The organism is Pseudomonas reactans (assembly GCF_013385825.1).
Classification (GTDB): Bacteria; Pseudomonadota; Gammaproteobacteria; order Pseudomonadales; family Pseudomonadaceae; genus Aquipseudomonas; species Aquipseudomonas reactans.
The window spans coordinates 68,760-88,952 of the sequence record NZ_JACAPG010000014.1 but is presented as its reverse complement, the minus strand read 5'-3'; the positions used below and the strand labels follow the sequence as shown (position 1 = coordinate 88,952).

Annotated in this window: 21 protein-coding genes and 2 pseudogenes; 15 read left to right on the top strand and 8 right to left on the bottom strand. The window is 60.3% G+C overall.

Annotated features, from left to right (window positions below):
• Positions 1–81: 81 nt before the first annotated feature.
• The 6 genes from HX868_RS16915 (at position 82) to HX868_RS16890 (ending at position 3,976) form a co-directional block, all read left to right on the top strand.
• Positions 82–1,014 (top strand): LysR family transcriptional regulator, encoded by a 933-nt coding sequence (locus tag HX868_RS16915; protein WP_177003658.1) that lies wholly within the window; start codon positions 82–84, stop codon positions 1,012–1,014.
• Positions 1,015–1,117: 103 nt separating this feature from the next.
• The gene (locus HX868_RS16910) at positions 1,118–1,756 is read left to right on the top strand and encodes a hypothetical protein (RefSeq protein WP_177003657.1); all 639 of its coding nucleotides are present in this window, start codon (positions 1,118–1,120) and stop codon (positions 1,754–1,756) included.
• A gap of 58 nt (positions 1,757–1,814) precedes the next feature.
• On the top strand, positions 1,815–2,369 hold the full coding sequence (locus HX868_RS16905; RefSeq protein WP_177003656.1) for an ATP-binding protein: 555 nt from the start codon (positions 1,815–1,817) through the stop codon (positions 2,367–2,369).
• Between the two features lie 74 nt (positions 2,370–2,443).
• Positions 2,444–3,064: a LysE family translocator gene (locus HX868_RS16900; RefSeq protein ID WP_177003655.1), complete on the top strand. Its 621-nt coding sequence runs from the start codon at positions 2,444–2,446 to the stop codon at positions 3,062–3,064.
• A 3-nt stretch (positions 3,065–3,067) separates the two neighbouring features.
• On the top strand, positions 3,068–3,460 hold the full coding sequence (locus tag HX868_RS16895; RefSeq protein WP_177003654.1) for an ester cyclase: 393 nt from the start codon (positions 3,068–3,070) through the stop codon (positions 3,458–3,460).
• A 33-nt stretch (positions 3,461–3,493) separates the two neighbouring features.
• A complete protein-coding gene (locus tag HX868_RS16890) occupies positions 3,494–3,976 on the top strand; it encodes a VOC family protein (protein ID WP_016979938.1) in 483 nt (160 codons plus the stop codon).
• Here HX868_RS16890 and HX868_RS16885 read toward each other — a convergent pair.
• Entirely contained in the window at positions 3,973–4,869 is an 897-nt protein-coding gene (locus tag HX868_RS16885; protein WP_177003653.1) for an SGNH/GDSL hydrolase family protein, read from the bottom strand. The genes HX868_RS16890 and HX868_RS16885 overlap by 4 nt on opposite strands.
• A gap of 396 nt (positions 4,870–5,265) precedes the next feature.
• Here HX868_RS16885 and dapA point away from each other — a divergent pair, with 396 nt between their 5' ends.
• The 3 genes from dapA to HX868_RS16870 all read left to right on the top strand — a co-directional run bounded on the left by dapA (position 5,266) and on the right by HX868_RS16870 (position 8,785).
• A complete protein-coding gene (dapA, locus tag HX868_RS16880) occupies positions 5,266–6,129 on the top strand; it encodes a 4-hydroxy-tetrahydrodipicolinate synthase (RefSeq protein ID WP_177003652.1) in 864 nt (287 codons plus the stop codon).
• Between the two features lie 116 nt (positions 6,130–6,245).
• Positions 6,246–7,622 (top strand): pyridoxal-phosphate dependent enzyme, encoded by a 1,377-nt coding sequence (locus HX868_RS16875; protein WP_177003651.1) that lies wholly within the window; start codon positions 6,246–6,248, stop codon positions 7,620–7,622.
• Positions 7,619–8,785 carry a cystathionine gamma-synthase gene (locus HX868_RS16870; protein WP_177003650.1) on the top strand — a complete coding sequence of 389 codons (1,167 nt, stop codon included), beginning with the start codon at positions 7,619–7,621 and terminating at the stop codon, positions 8,783–8,785. Before HX868_RS16875 ends, HX868_RS16870 begins: the two co-directional genes overlap by 4 nt.
• A 114-nt stretch (positions 8,786–8,899) precedes the next feature.
• Here HX868_RS16870 and HX868_RS16865 read toward each other — a convergent pair whose 3' ends face one another.
• Positions 8,900–11,098, bottom strand: coding sequence for an OsmC domain/YcaO domain-containing protein (locus tag HX868_RS16865; protein WP_177003649.1), 2,199 nt, complete (start codon positions 11,096–11,098; stop codon positions 8,900–8,902).
• A gap of 162 nt (positions 11,099–11,260) precedes the next feature.
• Between HX868_RS16865 and HX868_RS31255 the strand changes: the two are divergent.
• From HX868_RS31255 to HX868_RS16855, 3 genes and pseudogenes are all read left to right on the top strand, one after another.
• Positions 11,261–11,533, top strand: a pseudogene (locus tag HX868_RS31255) (PAS domain-containing protein); the annotation flags it as partial.
• Positions 11,534–11,881: 348 nt separating this feature from the next.
• Positions 11,882–12,826 (top strand): annotated as a pseudogene (locus HX868_RS31250) (methyl-accepting chemotaxis protein); the annotation flags it as partial.
• A 268-nt stretch (positions 12,827–13,094) separates the two neighbouring features.
• Positions 13,095–13,715 (top strand): LysE family translocator, encoded by a 621-nt coding sequence (locus HX868_RS16855; RefSeq protein WP_177003647.1) that lies wholly within the window; start codon positions 13,095–13,097, stop codon positions 13,713–13,715.
• Here the strand turns inward: HX868_RS16855 and HX868_RS16850 are convergent.
• Genes HX868_RS16850 through HX868_RS16840 form a run of 3 tightly spaced genes read right to left on the bottom strand, consistent with a single transcriptional unit; the run spans position 13,702 to position 16,431 of the window.
• Positions 13,702–14,880 (bottom strand): arabinose transporter, encoded by a 1,179-nt coding sequence (locus HX868_RS16850; protein ID WP_177003646.1) that lies wholly within the window; start codon positions 14,878–14,880, stop codon positions 13,702–13,704. The genes HX868_RS16855 and HX868_RS16850 overlap by 14 nt on opposite strands.
• 12 nt (positions 14,881–14,892) lie before the next feature.
• Complete coding sequence (locus HX868_RS16845; RefSeq protein ID WP_177003645.1) at positions 14,893–15,759, bottom strand: SDR family oxidoreductase; 867 nt, start codon at positions 15,757–15,759, stop codon at positions 14,893–14,895.
• A 15-nt stretch (positions 15,760–15,774) separates the two neighbouring features.
• Complete coding sequence (locus tag HX868_RS16840) at positions 15,775–16,431, bottom strand: O-methyltransferase (RefSeq protein ID WP_177003644.1); 657 nt, start codon at positions 16,429–16,431, stop codon at positions 15,775–15,777.
• 111 nt (positions 16,432–16,542) lie between these two features.
• Here HX868_RS16840 and HX868_RS16835 point away from each other — a divergent pair, with 111 nt between their 5' ends.
• Both HX868_RS16835 and HX868_RS16830 read left to right on the top strand, forming a co-directional pair.
• Positions 16,543–17,175 carry a TetR/AcrR family transcriptional regulator gene (locus HX868_RS16835; RefSeq protein ID WP_177003643.1) on the top strand — a complete coding sequence of 211 codons (633 nt, stop codon included), beginning with the start codon at positions 16,543–16,545 and terminating at the stop codon, positions 17,173–17,175.
• 230 nt (positions 17,176–17,405) lie between these two features.
• Positions 17,406–17,744: a hypothetical protein gene (locus HX868_RS16830; protein ID WP_074893646.1), complete on the top strand. Its 339-nt coding sequence runs from the start codon at positions 17,406–17,408 to the stop codon at positions 17,742–17,744.
• Between the two features lie 277 nt (positions 17,745–18,021).
• Here HX868_RS16830 and HX868_RS16825 read toward each other — a convergent pair whose 3' ends face one another.
• Positions 18,022–18,567 carry a GNAT family N-acetyltransferase gene (locus HX868_RS16825; RefSeq protein ID WP_095016440.1) on the bottom strand — a complete coding sequence of 182 codons (546 nt, stop codon included), beginning with the start codon at positions 18,565–18,567 and terminating at the stop codon, positions 18,022–18,024.
• A 102-nt stretch (positions 18,568–18,669) separates the two neighbouring features.
• On the opposite strand from HX868_RS16825, the gene HX868_RS16820 reads away from it, so the two are divergent.
• Entirely contained in the window at positions 18,670–19,230 is a 561-nt protein-coding gene (locus HX868_RS16820) for a cysteine hydrolase family protein (RefSeq protein ID WP_177003642.1), read from the top strand.
• 9 nt (positions 19,231–19,239) lie between these two features.
• Here the strand turns inward: HX868_RS16820 and HX868_RS16815 are convergent, their stop codons facing one another.
• Together HX868_RS16815 and HX868_RS16810 are read right to left on the bottom strand one after the other, a co-directional pair.
• Positions 19,240–19,701 carry an NUDIX hydrolase gene (locus HX868_RS16815; RefSeq protein ID WP_177003641.1) on the bottom strand — a complete coding sequence of 154 codons (462 nt, stop codon included), beginning with the start codon at positions 19,699–19,701 and terminating at the stop codon, positions 19,240–19,242.
• 16 nt (positions 19,702–19,717) lie between these two features.
• On the bottom strand, positions 19,718–20,161 hold the full coding sequence (locus tag HX868_RS16810; protein WP_095016443.1) for an HIT family protein: 444 nt from the start codon (positions 20,159–20,161) through the stop codon (positions 19,718–19,720).
• Positions 20,162–20,193 lie beyond the last annotated feature (32 nt).

Below are 20,193 nucleotides of genomic sequence, written 5' to 3'. Positions count from 1 at the left end.
ACTGAAAAAGACATGATTGTTCTATTATTTAGCAACAATCATTGGCAGCGCTTCGATTCACTCGGGCGCATCGGAGACATCATGGAATTGCTGCAATCGATGCGACTATTCGCCCGCCTGGCCGAACTCGGCAGCTTCACAAAAGCAGCCGAATCGCTGGACATCGGTCGACCCCAGGTCACTCGATATATCCAGGAACTGGAGACGTCATTGGGCGTGCGCCTGTTCCAGCGCACCACGCGAAAGGTCGCACTGACCGCCGAGGGCGAGCGGTTCTATGAACGCGTGCAGGACATTCTTGCGCAGATCTCCGCTGCGACCACGATGTTCGACCGCGGCGGAGCGACACTCGTGGGCCGTCTGCGCATTGATATTCCTACTGCTTTCGCGCAAATGGAGTTCATCAAAAGTCTCAAAGGATTCACCGCTGCGTTCCCGGGTATCAACATCGTGCTGGGCGTCACCGACCGAGCCGTTGACCTGATAGGCGAAGGCATCGATTGTGCGTTGCGTATCGGCGATTTGCCGGACTCGACCCTGATCGCCCGCCCTATCGCATTGGCAACCATGGTGACCTGCGCAGCCCCTGAGTACTTGCACACGCATGGCCTGCCTGAAACGCTCGACGATCTGGCCGCCCACCGAGGCGTCAACTTCTTATCCGGCCAGAGCAACAGGACACTGCCTTGGCACTTTTCGGTCAACGGACAGAGCCGGACATTTATCAGTAATGCCGGCATCACCGTCACCGAGTCGAACGCGTATGTGCAGTGCGGCGTGTCCGGCTTCGGCATCATCCAGGCGCCCGGTATAACCGTTGCCGAGCATCTGGACAGCGGCGCTTTGGTGGAGATATTAAGGCCCTATCGGCCAGCCCCTCGCCCGGTGTCGCTGCTGTACCCAAGCCGAACTCATTTGGCGCCCCAGGTGCAGGTTTTTATCGATTGGCTGCAGAAGCATTTCCCGCAGTTGCATGCTGCGTGGCTGGAGAACCCCACCCCTCTGCGCCTCTAGCCGTAAACCAAGCCGCCGGTGGTTTCAATTTGAACGCAAGCCACGGCGCGCCCTTCATAGTATGGTTGCGCCCACCAACCATCACAGGACTTGAAGGTTAACCATGCGTTTTCTCTTTCCCCTGGCGTTCAGCTTGACGCTTATCGGCTGCGCCACCACCAAAACCGACGTTCGCAACGAAACCCAGATCAACCAATACGACCCGGCCAACTCAGCCCGCGTCCGTTTCATCACGGGGGACACCACCAACGCGGGCTTCCTCAGTGGCCAGACTTGCGAGGCGTTTTACAACGGGTCCCTGCTGACCAAAACGCCCGAAGAAGCCGGATGGCAAACAGCCCATGTCGACTCGGCGGGGCTCTACCCTTTCAGGGCCACTGACAGTCAGAACAGCGTGATTGGCATGCCTGCCAGCAAGGCAAGCAAAGCCATCAACCAGTCACCCAAAGTGTTTGACGAGCATGTCATTGCGGCGGGTAAACCCTTTATTGCAGGTTTCGCCATGGGCGGTTCGCAAATGTCCTGCTTTCCCGCGCCTGTCACACTCATTCCCGAGCCCGGCAAAGACTATGAAATGGAACTGCAGATGGTCAAAATCAGCACGTTCAAGGCCGGTTGCGTGATTGCCGTTCGCCAACTCTCCGTTCAGGGCAACAACACGGTTGAAACACCGCTCAGGCCGCAGGTGTGTGCCAAAACCCCTTCGGGTTGGTACACCGTCACCCCGACACCTTTGCCCTGAACTGCCTGGGCAGGACATCTCCCTGACCTGGGACCCGGCTTGTGTTCATGGAGGAAAAATGCGGATCTACATCACAGGTGCATCGTGCGCAGGCGTCACCACGCTGGGTCACAACCTCGCCACGCGGCTCGGTATACGACACGTCGACGTCGATGACTTTTACTGGATGCCCACAAACCCGCCTTTCACAACCAAGCGACCTCCCAGCGACCGGGTGTCCCTGGTGCAACAAGCACTCGGTGACGACGGCTGGGTGCTGAGTGGTTCCTGCATGGTCTGGGGCGACACGCTGATTGCTGATGCCGACCTGATTGTCTTTGTGGTCACACCCACGCCCGTTCGCCTCGAACGCCTGGTCGCCCGCGAGAAGGCGCGTTTTGGCGAGCGGATTGCACCCGGTGGTGATATGCACGCGATACATGTGGGCTTCCGGGAATGGGCTTCGCAATACGACGATCCGAATTTCTCAGGACGCAACCGGGCGTGGCATGAGGCATGGCTGTCACAGCAAACGGCGCCGGTCTTACGGATTGACGGGATGCGGGGTGCTGAACAAATGGCCGCCGAAGTCGCTCAGGCGGTGTCGCAAATGCCGAAACAGCTCAAGACATGAACCGCTGAGGCTGTCCAACGACTTCCACTCCCCTTATCCTCACACCTCCCCGCCCCCGCGAACCCGGAGCCGCCATGGACCTCGCCACCCTCGCCCTTTTCCTCCCCGCCTGCTTCGCCCTGAACATGGCGCCGGGCCCGAACAACCTGTTGTCCGTCAGCAACTCCACCCGCTACGGCTACCGCACCTCATGCCTGGCCGGCATTGGCCGCTTGCTGGCCTTCGCCGGCATGATCGCTCTCGCCTCTGCGGGTTTGGCGGTGGTGCTGCAAACGTCGGAGCTGTTGTTCTACGGGATCAAGATCCTGGGTGCGGCGTATCTGTTTTATCTGGCGTTTCAGTTGTGGCGGGCTAATCCGGAGGCCGAGGCAGATTCGGCCACAGCGAAGGTGGGATTGTGGGCGTTGGCGCGGCAGGAGTTTTTGGTGGCGGCGGGCAATCCGAAGGCAATCCTGATCTTCACCGCCTTCCTCCCGCAATTCGTGGTGCCCGGCGAGCCCATCACTCCGCAATTCGCGCTGCTCGGCGCGATGTTCCTGGCGTTGGAGTGGATCGCCATCAGTGCCTACGCCTATATGGGCCTGCACATGCGGCGCTGGTTTGCCGAGCCGCGGGGCAAGCGGATTTTCAATCGGTGCTGCGCGGGATTGCTGTCGGCAGCGGCGACGGTGTTGTTGATGGCGCGCAGGGCTTGAGACATGACTAGAGACGAACTCGCCGCCTTTTACCAAGGTTATATCGACTGCCTGAACCGTCAGGATTGGCAGCGCTTGGGTGACTTCGTGCACCCGGACGTGACCTACAACGCCGAACAGGTCGGCCTTACCGGCTACCGCGCGATGCTGGAACGGGATTTTCGTGAGATACCGGACCTGGTGTTCCGCATCCAACTGCTGGTGGCCGATCCGCCGACGGTTGCCAGTCGCCTGAATTTCACTGTGACGCCCAGGGGCGAGTTCTTCGGGCTGCCGATCAATGGGCGCAAGGTGACGTTCGACGAAAATGTGCTCTACGAAGTGGCGGACGGTAAATTTGCCCACGTGTGGTCGGTTATCGACAAGGGGGCCATCGAGCAGCAACTGGCCGTCTAGACTCTACGCACGGATTTTCCGTGGAGACCGACCATGAAAAGCAAAAACACCCTCTGCCTCTGGTACAACGGCACTGCCCTGGAGGCCGCCACCTTCTACGCCATGACCTTCCCGGACAGCAAAGTGAACGCCGTGCACCTGGCGCCCGGCGATTACCCGTCCGGCAAACAGGGGGATGTGCTGACCGTAGACTTCACCGTATTGGGCATCCATTGCATCGGCCTCAACGGCGGGCCGATCTTCCCCCATACCGAGGCGTTTTCATTTCAGGTGGCCACTGACGACCAGGCCGAGACGGACCGTTACTGGAACGCCATCGTCGGCAACGGCGGCCAGGAAAGCGCCTGCGGCTGGTGCAAGGACAAGTGGGGTTTGTCGTGGCAGATCTCACCACGCGTGCTAACGGACGCCGTCACCCACCCGGACCCGGCCGTCGCCAAGCGCGCCTTTGACGCGATGATGACCATGAAGAAGATCGACATCGCTGCCATTGAAGCGGCGGTGGCAGCCGGCTAAGGCAATGCCTTGAGCATGGCCTTTGCCGCCAGGGCGTGGACCTTGCGGGTGGGGTGCCATTCGTCCCAGTAGTAATGCGCATCGGCATTGGCGCACACCGGTTTCACGTCCGGGTAGGTGGCCTGGCACGGTGTGTCCAGGTCCGTGAATCCATTGGCTTGCGGATTGGCGCGTAGCGCGTCGCTGAACGCCAGGTGATCAAAGTAGGTGACCTTCGCAACGCCAATCTGCGCCAATATGGCCGGGAGCTTCTGTGCGAGCAATTGCTGGTAGTGCTTCGCGTTGTCGACCTGGTTGCCCTGCACCACGGCGGGCACGTGGCTGAGGTCCGTAGTGCCCACCACCATTACATGCCTGGCCCCCGCCGCCACCAGTTGCTCGGTGGCGTTGCGGATGTTGGCCAGGCTCGACTCGCTCAGGGCCTCGATGGTTTCAGGATGGGAGAAGTCGGCCCATTCGAAAAAATCGTTGGCCGAGATGAAGATGAAATACAGCGCCTTGGGGTCGGCCTTGTGGGACTTGGCGGCCTGCAAGTGCTCGGCTACCTGGCCGAGCACGCCGGTGTCCTGGGTCGGCATCAGCCACGTGTAGTAGTTGCCGTGGCCGCTTTTGGCACCGCCCACGGCGTAGTCGGTCAGCGGTGTCTTCAATGCCTGGGCCAGGCCTTCGACGGCGGTTGGGCCGTTGCTCCAGCGTCCCCTCCAGTACAGCGGGCCAGGCAGTGCCTGGGCGTCCTTGACCTTCTGCGCGGCAAGCCGGGAGGTAAGCGCTTCGCCCGCGCCATTGTCGGAATAGCTGTCGCCAAAGGCATACAAATGATCGTAGGTCGAGGCGCCAAAGGCGGTCGACACAGACAGGGTCAGCAAAGCGGCCAAACACGCGCGTCGGATCATCGAGGTTCTCCCGGAATGTCCGAATAGACTACCGGTTGGCTGAAAGCACGGCAGGACGTTTGCGACCCGCACATATCCGGCGACGGCCATATAAACTCGAATACACCCCGTTGACACACTCCGTAATATTCCATGAAGATGGAGGCCTTATTCAGGGTGTGTCATCTCATGTCTGCAACGTCTTCCGTTAACCTCTTCGCCATTGGCTCCATTGCCAAGGCGCAAGGTTGCGTTGCGCACGCCCTCAAATCGAAGAAACAGTCGCTCATGTGACCGGGGCGCGCTGTCCCGTCAGATGAGCTGACAGGACATTGAGCGCGACGGTCTCCCTCCCTTGCACAATTCCCTCTGCCCTTCTGACGGTGACTCCAGCGGTCAATCATCAGGAGAAAGTGCATGTCATCGTTTCAAGGTATCTGGGTTCCCGTGGTCACGCCGTTCCAGGGCGGCGCCATTGATTTCATCGGCCTGCACCGCCTGGTCAGCCACCTGCTGGAACAGCACGTGGCCGGGATCATGGTGTGCACCACCACCGGGGAAGCGGCGGCGCTGAGTCGTCAGGAACAATTGGCGGTGCTCGATGCGGTGTTGCAATGGGTGCCGGCGCACCGCGTGGTGATGGGCCTGGCGGGCTATAACCAGATTGAGCTGCTGCACTTCCAGCGTGAAATCCTGCAACGCCCGGTGGCTGGGCTGTTGGTGCCGGCGCCGAGTTACATCCGGCCGTCCCAAGCGGGTTTGGAGGCGTTTTTCCGCACCGTGGCCGATGCCTCCAGCGTGCCGATCATTCTCTACGACATTCCCTACCGCACTGGCGCTACTTTCGAGCAGGCGACCTTGCTCAACATCATCGCCCATGAGCGCATCAAAGCGATCAAGGATTGCGGTGGCAACCTGGGCAACACCCTTGCACTGCTGGCCAGCGGTGACGTGGACGTGTTGTGTGGCGAAGACGTGCAGATTTTCAACGCACTGTGCCTCGGCGCGACCGGTGCGATTGCGGCCTCGGCCCACCTGCACACCGAGCAATTTGTGGCGCTTTTCCAGCAAGTGCGCGACAACCAACTGGCTGAGGCGCGAGCGACATTCTTCCAGTTGCTGCCACTGATCAACACGCTGTTCATGGAGCCCAATCCAGCACCGGTGAAGGCCGCGCTGGCCCTGCAAGGCTTGACCGGCAGCGAAATGCGCGCACCCATGCAGGCCGCCAGTAGCGCCGTCGTCACGCGCTTGCAGCAGGTACTGAACCCGACCGGCTAATGCGCCAAAAACAGACAGCCAACGGACCGTCCGGTTGCGACCGGACCGATCCCGGCCTATCGTCGAACCCATGCTTTGCCTTTTGCTGTCCAACCCATTCGTATTCAGGTGACGACATGCCCACGCTTTCCCGCCCTGCCGTCCTCGAACTGATCGGCAACACACCGCTGGTTCGGGTCAGCCGGTTCGATACCGGCCCCTGCACGTTGTTTCTCAAGCTTGAATCCCAGAACCCCGGTGGTTCCATCAAGGACCGCATCGGCCTGGCCATGATCGACGCCGCCGAGCGCGACGGCCGCTTGCGCCCCGGCGGTACTATTATCGAAGCCACCGCCGGCAACACCGGCCTGGGCCTGGCGCTGGTCGGCCGGGCCAAGGGCTACCGGGTGGTCTTGGTGGTGCCCGACAAGATGTCCACGGAAAAGGTGCTGCACCTCAAGGCCATGGGCGCCGAGGTGCACATCACCCGTTCCGACGTGGGCAAGGGCCACCCCGAGTATTACCAGGACGTGGCCGCGCGGCTGGCCAAGGACATTCCGGGCTCGTTCTTCGCTGATCAATTCAACAACCCGGCCAATCCCCTGGCCCATGAAACCAGCACCGCGCCGGAAATCTGGGCACAGACCCAACATGATGTCGACGCGATCGTCGTCGGCGTCGGCTCTGCCGGCACCCTCACCGGCCTGACGCGCTTCTTCAAGCGCGTGCAACCCGAACTGGCGATGGTATTGGCCGATCCGGTGGGTTCGGTGATGGCCGAATACAGCCGCAGTGGCAAGATGGAAACACCGGGCTCCTGGGCGGTAGAAGGCATTGGCGAGGACTTCATTCCGTCAATTGCCGACCTGTCCAGCGTGCGTCATGCCTACTCCATCAGCGACGAAGAAAGCTTCGACCACGCCCGGCAGTTGCTCAAGGCCGAAGGCATTCTCGGCGGTTCATCCACCGGCACCCTGCTCGCGGCCGCCCTGCGTTACTGCCGCGAACAGACCGAGCCCAAACGCGTGGTGACGTTTGTCTGCGACACCGGCACCCGTTACCTGTCGAAGGTCTACAACGACCAGTGGATGAATGACGCCGGCCTGCTGCACTACAAGCACTACGGCGACCTGCGCGACCTGATCGCGCGGCGCTTCGAGGACGGCCGCGTGATCAGCGTAAGCCCCGACGACACCCTGCTGACCGCCTTCCAGCGCATGCGCCTGGCGGATGTCTCGCAGTTGCCCGTGCTGGTGGACGGTCAAAAACTGGTCGGTGTGATCGATGAATCCGACATCCTGCTGGGCCTGCACCAGGACGCCACGCACTTTTCCATGATCGTCTCCAGCGCCATGACCGACACCCTGCAAACCCTGGCCCCCAGCGCTAGCCTCGCGCAATTGCAGGCGGAGCTGGATCGCGGCCTGGTCGCCATTATTGCCGACGCATCAGGCTTCCACGGCCTGATCACCCGCGTCGACCTGCTCAACCACCTACGGAGATCCCTTGCATGAGTCAGTCCGATAAAAGCGCGTTTGCCACCCGTGTGATCCATGCAGGACAGTCCCCCGACCCGACCACGGGCGCGCTGATGCCGCCGATCTACGCCAACTCGACCTACCTGCAAGACAGCCCCGGCGTGCACAAAGGCTTCGACTACGGGCGCTCCCACAACCCCACGCGGTTTGCCCTGGAACGCTGCGTGGCGGACCTGGAAGGCGGCAGCCAGGCGTTTGCCTTCGCTTCCGGGCTGGCGGCAATTTCGACGGTGTTGGAGTTGTTGGATGCCGGTGCCCATATCGTCTCCGGCAATGACCTGTACGGCGGCACCTTCCGGCTGTTCGACAAAGTGCGCCAACGCAGCGCCGGGCACCGTTTCAGCTTTGTTGACCTGAGCGATTTGTCGGCGTTTGAAGCGAGCCTGCAAGACGACACGCGCATGGTCTGGGTCGAGACCCCAAGCAACCCGCTGCTGAGCCTCACCGACCTCAGCGCCATCGCACGTATCTGCCGGGATCGCGGCATCATTTGCGTGGCCGACAACACCTTCGCCAGCCCGTGGATCCAGCGCCCACTGGAGCTGGGATTTGATGTGGTGGTGCACTCCACCACCAAATACCTCAATGGCCACTCCGATGTGATCGGCGGCATCGCCATTGTCGGCGACAACCCCGAACTGGCTGAACGCCTGGGCTTCCTGCAAAACTCGGTCGGCGCCATCGCCGGGCCCTTCGACGCGTTCCTCACCCTGCGCGGCGTGAAGACCCTGGCACTGCGCATGGAACGCCATTGCAGCAACGCCCTCGACCTCGCCACCTGGCTGGAGCAGCAACCGCAAGTAGCGCGGGTTTACTACCCGGGCCTCAAGTCTCACCCACAGCATGAACTGGCGCGCAAACAGATGCGTGGGTTTGGCGGGATGATTTCGATTGATCTGAACAGCGACCTGGCCGGCGCCACGCGCTTCCTGGAAAACGTCAAGATCTTCGCCCTGGCCGAAAGCCTTGGCGGTGTGGAAAGCCTGATCGAACACCCGGCGATCATGACCCATGCGAGCATCCCGGCGGCAACTCGGGCGCAGTTGGGGATTGGCGATGGGTTGGTGCGGTTGTCGGTGGGGGTTGAGGATGTGGAGGATCTGCGCGCGGATCTGGCGCAAGCCTTGGCAAAAATCTGACAGCGAAAACCGATCCCTGTAGGAGCTGGCTTGCCAGCGATAGCATCACCTCGGTACACCAGAAACACCGAGGTGCCTGCATCGCCGGCAAGCCAGCTCCTACAAGGATTTGCGTCAGGCTGAGGTGATATTGGCTCGCGCCGCATGCAGCTTCTTGTAGCTGTCGATCAAGCGCAAATGCCGATCCAGCCCTTCCAGCTTCATGCTGGTCGGAGTCAAACCATAGAAGCGCACATCACCCTGTACCGAACCAATCACCGCATCCATCCGCTCATTGCCAAACATGCGGCGGAAGTTGGCTTCGTAGTCCGCCAGTTCCAGGTCCTCGTCCAGTTCCATCTCCAGCACCGCATTCATCGCCTGGTAGAACAGGCCACGCTCAGCGGTGTTGTCGTTGTACTGCAGGAACATCTCCACGCACTCCTTGGCCTCTTCATATTGCTGCAAGGCCAGGAAGATCAGCAGCTTCAACTCCAGGATGGTCAGTTGGCCCCAGGCAGTGTTGTCATCGAACTCGATGCCGATCAGGGTGGTGATATCGGTGTAGTCGTCCAGCTCGCTTTCGATCAGGCGCTCGACCAACGCTTGCAACTCTTCCTCGTTGAGGCGGTGCAGGTTGAGAATGTCCTCGCGGAAAAACAGCGCTTTGTTGGTGTTGTCCCAGATCAGGTCGTCCACCGGGTAGATTTCAGAGTAGTCCGGCACCAGGATGCGGCACGCGGTGGCGCCGAGGTGTTCGTACACCGCCATGTAGGACTCTTTACCCATGCCTTCCAGGATCCCGAATAGGGTCGCAGCTTCCTGGGCGTTGGAATCCTCACCTTCGCCTGAGAAGTCCCACTCGACGAATTCGTAATCCGATTGGGCACTGAAGAAACGCCACGACACCACACCGCTGGAGTCGATGAAGTGCTCGACGAAGTTATTCGGCTCGGTCACCGCCTGACCTTCGAAGGTCGGCTGCGGCAAGTCGTTGAGGCCTTCGAAACTGCGGCCTTGCAGCAGTTCGGTGAGGCTGCGTTCCAGCGCCACTTCCAGGCTTGGGTGCGCGCCGAATGAGGCGAACACGCCACCCGTGCGCGGGTTCATCAGGGTCACACACATGACCGGGAATTCACCGCCCAGGGACGCGTCTTTCACCAGCACCGGGAAGCCTTGGGCTTCGAGGCCCTGGATCCCGGCAAGAATGCCAGGGTACTTGGCCAGCACCTCGGCAGGCACGTCCGGCAAGGCGAACTCGCCTTCGATGATTTCACGCTTCACGGCGCGCTCGAAGATCTCCGACAGGCACTGCACCTGGGCTTCAGCCAAGGTGTTGCCGGCGCTCATGCCGTTGCTGAGGTAGAGGTTTTCGATCAGGTTGGACGGGAAGTACACCACTTCACCGTCCGATTGGCGCACGAACGGCAGCGACACAATCCCGCGCGCTTCGTTGCCGGAGTTGGTGTCGAACAGGTGCGAACCACGCAGTTCGCCCTCGCGGTTGTAGACCTTCAGGCAGTAGGCATCGAGGATTTCGCTGGGCAGCTCGTCGTTGGGGCCCGGCTGGAACCAGCGCTCATCCGGGTAATGCACGAACGGCGCATTCGCCAGTTCCTCACCCCAGAATTGGTCGTTGTAGAAGAAGTTGCAGTTGAGCCGCTCGATGAACTCGCCCAATGCCGACGCCAAGGCGCCCTCTTTGGTCGCGCCCTTACCGTTGGTGAAGCACATCGGCGAATGCGCGTCGCGGATATGCAGCGACCACACGTTCGGCACGATATTGCGCCACGACGCGATTTCAATCTTCATGCCCAGGCCGGCGAGGATGCTGGACATGTTGGCAATGGTCTGTTCCAGCGGCAGGTCTTTGCCGGCGATATAAGTGCCACCCTCTGAGGTCGAGTTGGGCATCAACAAGGCCTGGGCGTCGGCGTCCAGGTTTTCGACTTCTTCGATGACGAACTCAGGCCCGGCCTGCACCACTTTCTTGACCGTGCAACGGTCGATGGAACGCAGGATGCCTTGGCGGTCCTTGTCGGAGATGTCCGCCGGCAGCTCGACCTGGATCTTGAAGATCTGGTTGTAGCGGTTTTCCGGGTCGACGATGTTGTTCTGCGACAGGCGAATGTTCTCGGTGGGGATATTGCGCGTCTGGCAGTACAGCTTCACGAAGTACGCCGCGCACAACGCCGACGACGCCAGGAAGTAATCGAACGGCCCCGGTGCCGAGCCATCGCCTTTGTAGCGGATGGGCTGGTCGGCAATCACCGTGAAGTCGTCGAACTTGGCTTCAAGCCGGAGGTTGTCGAGAAAATTGACCTTGATTTCCATGGGGGCACACCAGAATAACGGCTAAACAAAAATGGCCGCCATTATGAGGGGTTTCACCGGGAAGTTTCAGGCTTTTGACCAGTGGCTGGCGAATTGGCCAATGTGGATTAACCTTTTCGCAGATGGCGCCGATGGACTGAGGGCAACCAGGGAGTAGTCGGAATGCGCAATAACCAGCCCGTAACACAGCGTGAGATTTCCCTCGCGCCTTCGCAAAAACTCATCTCCGCCACGGATGTCCGAGGTGTCATCACTTACTGCAACGATGCCTTTGTCGAGATCAGCGGCTTTGAACGCGCCGATTTGATTGGCGCCCCGCAGAACATCGTGCGTCACCCCGATGTGCCCCCCGCCGTGTTTGCGCACATGTGGAGTGCACTCAAGCAAGGCCTGCCTTGGATGGGCATCGTCAAGAACCGCTCGAAAAACGGCGATCATTATTGGGTCAACGCCTACGTCACACCGATCTTCGATGGCAGCAAAGTCGTGGGTTTCGAGTCCGTGCGGGTCAAACCCACGGCGGATGAAATCCGTCGGGCCCAGGCCCTGTACCGGCGCATCAGCCAAGGCAAACCGGCCGTTCCGCGGCAGGATGCCTGGCTGCCGGCGGCCATCAGTTGTGTGCCGTATGTGACAACCGGGCTTACTGGCTGTCTCGCCGGTTTGTTCCTTAGCGCGCCCGTCGCCATTGCTGTGACCGTTGCAGTTGCAATCCCGGTGGGCGTGCTCTGCTTACGCTCGCGTCAAGGCAGCACATTGCGTCTGTTGCACGGTGTGGAGCCCTCGACCTCGGATGCCTTGATCGCGCAGATGTACAGCGACGCCAGCGGGCCACAGGCACGTCTCGAAACGGCGTTTCTCAGCCAGAACGCACGTCTGAAGACCTGCCTCACCCGCCTGCAGGACAGCGCCGAGCAACTGAGCGCCCTCGCCGGGCAATCCGATCAGTTGGCCACCGCCAGCTCCAAGGGCCTGGACCGCCAGCGTGTCGAAACCGAACAGGTCTCGGCCGCTGTCAACCAGATGGCCGCCACCACCCAGGAAGTCGCCAGCCACGTGCAACGCACCGCCGACGCCACCCAGCAAGCCAACGTCCTGACCGGGCGCGGACGCGAAGTGGCCCGCGACACCCGTGAGGCGATCGAACGCCTGTCAGCGGTGGTCAGCGAAACCGGCGCCACCGTGGCGCAATTGGCCAAGGACAGCGACGAAATCGGCAGCGTGGTGGATGTGATCAAAGGCATTGCCGACCAGACCAACCTGCTGGCCCTCAACGCCGCCATCGAAGCAGCGCGTGCCGGCGAGCAAGGCCGTGGTTTTGCCGTGGTGGCCGACGAAGTGCGGCAACTGGCACAACGCACGTCCCAGTCCACCACCCAGATCCACGGGTTGATCACCCAGCTGCAGGCGTCCTCCAACAATGCCGTGCAAAGCATGGAACACGGCCAACGCCAGGCCCAGGAAGGCGTGGCCTGGGTGCTGGAGGCGGACCAGGCGCTGGTCGGCATCAGCGAAGCCGTGTCCCATATCACCGACATGACCACCCAGATCGCCGCCGCTACCGAGGAACAGAGCGCGGTCGCCGAGGAAATCAGCCGCAACATCACCACCATCGCCGAACTGGCCGACCAGACGTCGATACAAGCCCATCAATCCACGGACCTGAGCAAGGAGCTGACGAACAACGCGTCCACCCAGTATGCGTTGGTAGAGCGGTTCAATCGCTGAGCCTTCGTTTACTGCTCTGTGGTGAGCCAGGTTCTCTGTAATGAGTCTGGCTAACTGTAGCTCCCTGTGGCGAGCAGGCTTGCCCTGCGTTGGGCTGCGCAGCAGCCCCATCAATATGGGCCGCAGTGTATCAGCCGCACATCAGTGCCTGGTTTTGGGGCTGCTTCGCAGCCCACCGCAGGGCAAGCCTGCTCGCCACAACAAGCTCGCTCGCTCTCCGCTATTGCCTATATGCTGGGTGTAACGCCCAGCCAATCATGAATCCCCCATGTCCATCACCGATAACCTCCTCGCCTTCACCTTCGCCGCCACGCTGCTGACGCTCACGCCCGGTCTCGACACCGCATTGGTGCTCAGGACCGCCACGGTGGAAGGCAAGCGCCAGGCGTTGCAAGCCACGCTGGGGATCAACGCCGGTTGCCTGTTGTGGGGCGCGGCGGTTGCCTTTGGCTTGGGTGCGTTGATTGCGGTGTCGGAAGTTGCCTTCAACCTGCTCAAGTACTGCGGCGCCGCGTACTTGGCCTGGCTGGGCTTGAACATGTTGCTGCGCCCGCGCCGCTCATTGGCGGGCACCGAGGTGGAGGGCAAACCTGCCGGCAACTGGTTTATCAAGGGCATGCTGGGCAACGTGCTCAACCCCAAGGTGGGGATTTTCTACGTATCCTTCCTGCCGCAGTTCATTCCCCAAGGCCAGCCCTTGATCCTCTGGACGTTCGGTCTGGTCAGCATCCATGTGGTGCTCGGCCTGGTGTGGTCTCTGGTATTGATCGGTGCTACACAACCGCTTTCCGGTTTCCTGCGCCGTGAAAAGGTCATCCAGTGGATGGACCGCACCACCGGCCTGATCTTTGTGTTGTTCGCTGCACGGCTGGCGTTCAGCAAGCGCTGAGCAACGGTTTTTTTGCCAGCAACGCCCAAGCGACCAACCCCGACAGCGCCACCGCGACCGCACCTGCCAAATACACCGATGCCACCCCTGCCGCCCCAGCCAAAGCCCCAGCCAACGGGCTCGCGATGCCCAGGGAAACATCGAGGAACGCCACATACGCGCCCATTGCCAGCCCACGGGTGTGCGGCGGTGCGCGTTTGATCGCTTCCACTCCAAACCCTGGGAACGCCAGCGAATAACCAAACCCTGTGAGCGCTGCGCCCAGGTACGCCATCAACGGATCATTCGCGCCCCAGATCAGCAATTGCCCCGCCGCTTCGATCAACACACAGACCAGCGCAACCTTCGCACCGCCGAGCTTGTCCGGCAGATGCCCGAAAAAAATCCGCGCACCGATAAATGCGATCCCGAACGCGGTAAACGCAAACGACGCATTGCCCCAATCCTTGGACGCAAACAGCAGCGCGACAAAGGCAGCAATCACGCCAGAGCCGATGCTGGAAAATGCCAGCCCCAAGCCCGGCAGCCAGACCGCCCCGAGTACCGAGTAGAACGACGTACGCCGCTGACTGGTCGGTGCAACGCCCTTCGCACCGATCACGATGCCAACCGCCAACAACGGCATGATCAAGCTGGCAATGGACAGCCCACTGAACCCCCATTGGTTGTTGATTGCCACACCCAACGGCGCACCCAGCGCGAAGGCGGCGTAGATCGCGATACCGATCCAGGCCATCACCTTACCGGTATTCTGTGGTCCTACCCGCCCCATGCCCCAGCCCATGGAGCCGGTGATGACCAGGCTTTCGCCCAGTGCCAACACCACACGTCCAGCCAGCAGCAACCAAACCGACAGCACCGGCGAATCGACAAACGCCAGCGAAGCCAGATAGAACAACCCCGAACTGGCCGCCACCAGCATGCCCAGCAACATGGCGCGCTTGGGGCCACGCATATCAGCAAAATTGCCGGCCCAGGCCCGCGACAGCAACGCCGCCGCGAACTGCGCACCAATCACCACGCCCACCACCAGCGTGCCCATGCCCAATGTCTGATTCAGGTGCAAAGGCAACACGGGCAACTGCATGCCGATAATCAGGAAACCGACGAACACCGCCAACGTAATCGGCAACATACTCATCAGTACGGTTCTGTGTTGTGTCATCAAAATCCTCCTTCAGCGCCTGAAGTAATCGGCTTGATCAAGGTCCGCCAGCAAACCCGGACCCACCGGTGTCCACTTCAACCGTTCACGGGTCTGCTCACTGGACACGGCCATATCGGCGCCGGCCATGTTGGCGAACCAGCCAAAATGTTCGCGTGGCCGGGATTCCACCGGTACGCCCAACCGCCGCCCGATCACCTCGGCAATCGCCTTGAACGGCACTGCCTGGTCCGCGACCGCGTGATACGCCGCTTGGCTCAGACCATCGTCCAGCACCCGGCGATACACTCGCGCCGCATCGGTGCGGTACACCCCCGACCAGCAGTTCTGCCCCTCCCCGATATACGCCGACACGCCGGTTTCGCGGGCCAGGCGGATCAGGATCGGCAAGAAACCGTGGTCGCCCACACCATGCACCGACGGCGCCAGGCGCACCGTTGCCGCACGCACACCGCGTGCAGCCAGCGCCCTCGCGGCGGCTTCGGACTGGCGTGGCGATGCGGCATTCGGCAGGTCTGCCTCGACCGCATCGCGTGGCAGGCCGGACAAGCCTGAAGTGACGATCAGCGGCGTATCCGAACCTCTCAACACCGACTCAAAAGCCTCAATCACCCTGCGGTCCTGCTCGCAGTTTTCGATAAAGCGCGAGAAGTCGTGATTGAACGCGGTGTGAATCACCGCATCCGCCGTCCACGCCGCGCGGCGCAAGGTGTCCAAGTCATCCAGGGTGCCGCGCAGCACCTTGGCGCCGGTGGCGGCGAGCGCCCGCGCCTTATCGTCGGCGCGAGCCAGGCCGGTCACCAGGTAGCCGGCATTGATCAAGTCCTTGACCACTTCGGAGCCGACCCAACCGGTGGCTCCCGTGACAAATACATGCATGAGTTGAGTCCTCGATTAGCCCAGGCGCATTGAAAGTTCTATGTCATCGGTAAAGGGCACCGACAAATAGCCGTTCTCCGGGGCGCGTACGTAGGCCAGGTATTCAGGGCAATAATCGGTGTTGTCCGCGACTACCAATGCGCCAGGACGAAGGTGGGGTTCCACCAGGTTCAGCACGTCGCTATACAGCGTCTTGGCGCCGTCCAGCAGAAGCAGGTCGACAGATTCAGGAAGGTCGCTGGCCAGGGTCACCAGCGCGTCACCTTCACGAATGTGGATCAGGTCGCTCACGCCGCCTTCGATGAAATGCTCGCGCGCCAGGGCGATCTTCGAGGCTTCGAATTCGCTGCCGATCAGCACACCGCCGCCGTTGTCACGCAGCGCGGCAGCCAGGAACAAGGTCGACAACCCAAACGAAGTGCCAAACTCGACAATCGCCCGCGCCTTGTTGCTGCGCGCCAGCATGTAGAGCAGCTTGCCGGTGTCCTGCGACACGGGCAGCCACAGGTCCTTGAGCATCGAATACAGCGCCACATACTCGGTTTTACTGTGCATCAGCCGCTCGCGTTCTGCCTGAGAGACCGAGTTCAGCAGTGGGCTGGTGGCCGCATCGGCCTGGGCATAAAGACGTTCAATCAGGGGCGCCAGAGGCGCGGTGGTCAGGCTCGACATAATTGATTTCCAGTGAGTTGGGACTAAGATGCGACTAATTCGTCGCATTAAAAGTATGCGAGTGATTCGCATCCTTCGCTATTCGCATTAGCCTTGCTTCAGGAGCCCCGAATGACCAGCCGCCAGACCCCACGTATTTCCACGCGCAAACAGCCGCAACAGGCTCGTTCCACCGAGTTGGTGGCGGCGATTCTGCAAGCGGCTATTCAGGTTTTGGCCAAGGAAGGCGCCACACGTTTCACCACCGCACGGGTCGCGGAAAAGGCCGGCGTGAGCGTGGGGTCGGTGTACCAGTACTTCCCCAACAAAGCGGCGATTCTGTTCCGGTTGCAGAGTGAGGAGTGGCAGCAGACCACCCAGATGCTGCGCGGCATCCTGGAAAACCACGACGAGACGCCGCTGCAACGTTTGCGTAGCGTGGTGCACGCCTTTATCCAGTCAGAATGCGAAGAAGCGCAAATGCGCGGGGCGCTGAACGATGCGGCGCCGATCTACCGTGATGCGCCGGAGGCCCTGGAGGTGCGCGCGGCGGGACGGCAGGCGTTCAAGGGGTTCATGCTGGAGTTGTTGCCTGAGGTGTCGGTTGACACGCGTACGTTGGCCAGTGATTTGATCCTGACCACCCTCAGTTCAGTCGGGAAGGAGTTCTCCAACAGTCCGCGAACGGCGGAAGAAATTGCAGTTTATGCGCACGGGATGGCGGATATGTTTCGTGCGTATGTGAATGCGCTAAATCCCACCTGAACACACGAGGTAAATATGGGCTATCACGTCAGTCGCAGATACGGAGCCATGGACTCTGACCCTGGCATACAGACTTTCCGTGAGCTTCTTGCAGAGCACTCGGTTTCGGCCGCTTTCGGCCCAAAGCAGACGTTCGGAAATAGGGGGCTTCTCCCTTGTTTCTCCATCCCTGTACGCGCTAGCCTCAATGCTGTTTTAACCGCCACAAACAGGAAGAAGGCAGTCACCCTATGAATTTGGATCGTGCAAGGCAGCTGATTCATGGCGAGTTAAATCACGACTTCCCTATTGAAAGTCTCATCCATGTTCTTGAAGCAGCCATTGAGCTTATTTCTCTTCCGGACAATGACTTCTGCTGGTCAAGTTGGGAGGACGAAGCACAGGCAAAAAAAGAATTGCTAGGGTTGGTCAGTACGCTGAAGTCTGGCGTGTTACCCGAAAGGCTAAAATTTGCAGTTCTGTTTGCTCCAACCGGTCCCCTGCAAGAAGTCAGCCTCAGCAGTGGTTGGGCGGAACCCTTCCTTAAGGTCGCTGAGAAATATGATGAAGTTGAGGCATTGCTGTGGTGAGCGGGCCAAAAATACACTGAATCTCATCCACTAAACCGCATTTACACGTGTTGTAGCTGAGCCTTCGTGTATGGCCGCTATGGGTCGGAAGCGGTCGGTCATGAGCGTGCGCTCCTGAATGTAAGAAATCGTAGATACCTAGCCTCTCTGGCTACAGCTGGACCAGCTCAGTATCCTCACAGGTCAATACTCACAGGCAATAGTCCTCAACCGAGTCATTCATAAGTGCCCCAGCGTACCTACTACGGCGACGCTCAATTAAATCTGCCAAAATAATTCATGTTCCGTCATGGACCTCCCCTTTTTGTGCAGCATAGATTAACCGATACCGCACTTCCTCCAGTGTTGCGCCGCCCCGCTGAAGAGTGCGCTCACTCCCTGCATCCGCTACGCAGCCCGCCCTGCGATAAAATCGGACAGCTCTTTCATTACGGCTCAACACCCAAAGCGTCAAACACTCATACCCTTGCTCTATCAAGAACTGCAGGCCCGCGTTCCACAACGCCAGCCCAACGCCGGCTTGCCAATACCTGGCTAAAACATAAATGGCCATGACCTCACCGGTGTTTGCTCCGGCAGCTTCTTCGTCACGACTGGCACCGACCGATATCCAGCCGACAACGTGCCCGTCCAGCTCCGCGACCCACACATCGGACTCCCCCGACTCAATCGAGCGAACCCAGAAGGATTCTCGCCGGGCCAGCGTTGCGTCCAAGCCATTCAAAAACTCGGCAGGCATCAGGTCACGATAGGCTGCCTGCCAACTGCGGATATGCACCTGGGCGATGGCGTTGGCGTCGCCAGGTAACGCTTTGCGAATCATTGATCTAATCCTTATTCCGTCAATGTCCTTCAAGTAAACCCAACCTTCATGACCGTTTACCGTCGTGGTATGTTTCGGGCCTCACCCGCAAAAGGAGGTGCCATGCAACCGTTAACCAGCAACGCTGCACTGCTGATCATCGACATGCAGCAAGGTATGAACCAGCCAAAGCTAGGTCGACGCAACAACCCCGACGCCGAAGTGCAGATACAGCGTCTGCTGACAGCCTGGCGTCAATCCGACCGCCCTGTTGTTCACATCCGGCACATGTCCCGCTCGCCCGATTCGGTGTTCTGGCCGGGTCAACCGGGTTGCGAATTCCAGCCCGCGCTGCAACCGCTGGCACATGAACATGTGGTCGAAAAGAACGTTCCGGATGCCTTCGTCGCCTCAGGGCTGGAACGCTGGCTGCATGCACGCGGGATCCGGCAACTGGTGATCGTCGGCGTGATCACCAACAACTCGGTCGAGGCCACGGCACGCTCCGGCGGCAACCTTAGTTTTGCGGTGACGGTGGTTTCGGATGCGTGCTACACCTTCGATCAAACCGATTTGTCCGGGCGCCTGTGGCCTGCTGAAGACGTGCATGCGCTGTCGCTGAGCAACCTGGCGATGGACTATGCCGCCGTGATGAAGACCGACGAAATCCTGGTTCATTGTTGACCACGACGGTCAGGTAGCGGGTTGAAAAACGCCCTCTTTCACAAGCATATCGATCAGTGATTGCGGCCAGACTGTCTCTTCGGTAGAGCGCAGCGCATTGGCAGACCACCAACGATGATCCGCCATGACCTGAGTCTCATGGGCGGTCCATTCCGCTTTTGACAGTGCCTCATCGGGTGCGTGAACCACGTAATACTGCTCAATCGCCAACACCGTTTCCCCGCAAGGCAACATCAAGGGAACCTTGCGGTCCGCGATGGGCGCCGTAACAGTGTCAACCTTGATTCCCGTTTCCTCACGCAGCTCGCGTATTGCAGCCACCTCGAAGGTTTCACCAGCCTCTACGCCACCGCCAGGCGTAGCCCAATAATTTTGCCCGGCCAATGGTCCGTCTTTATGGACGAACCTGAACAGAAGCACCTCCTGGGAGGGGTTGATCACCAGCAGGCGTGACGCCTTTCGTTCGCGCATTGAATCCATCCCTTTCTTAGGCCGATGGCGTCGTTTTCAACAATTGCGCAATCGTCTTGCGCATCTCCCCGTGGTCGACCTCCGCATACGGCTGTGCGTTTTTCCAGTCATAAAACCACGCCGGCATCGTGCGTTTGTCGTCCGGTTCCGAGGCATAGCGCGGGAAGAGATGGCAATGCAGCTCCGGCTCGGAATTGCCCAAAATTTCGTAGTTCATGCGCAACGCACCGGTGGCCTGCAACACCGCATCGCCAAGGCGGGCCATGTCCAGCAGGTAGGCAGTGCGGGCTTCGGTGTCCAGGTCGTTCAGGCTGGCAACGACCGGGTCAGGCAGCAGCAGGCAGTAACCAGGGAGAAACTGTACATCACCCATGACCGCCCAGCCCGAGGCCATGCGGCATATAACCTTGTCGTTGGTGCCGCTACGGGCCTGTGCTACACGTTCGGTGATAAGCGCCATGCAAAATCCTTGATCAACCTGAAGTCCAGGCG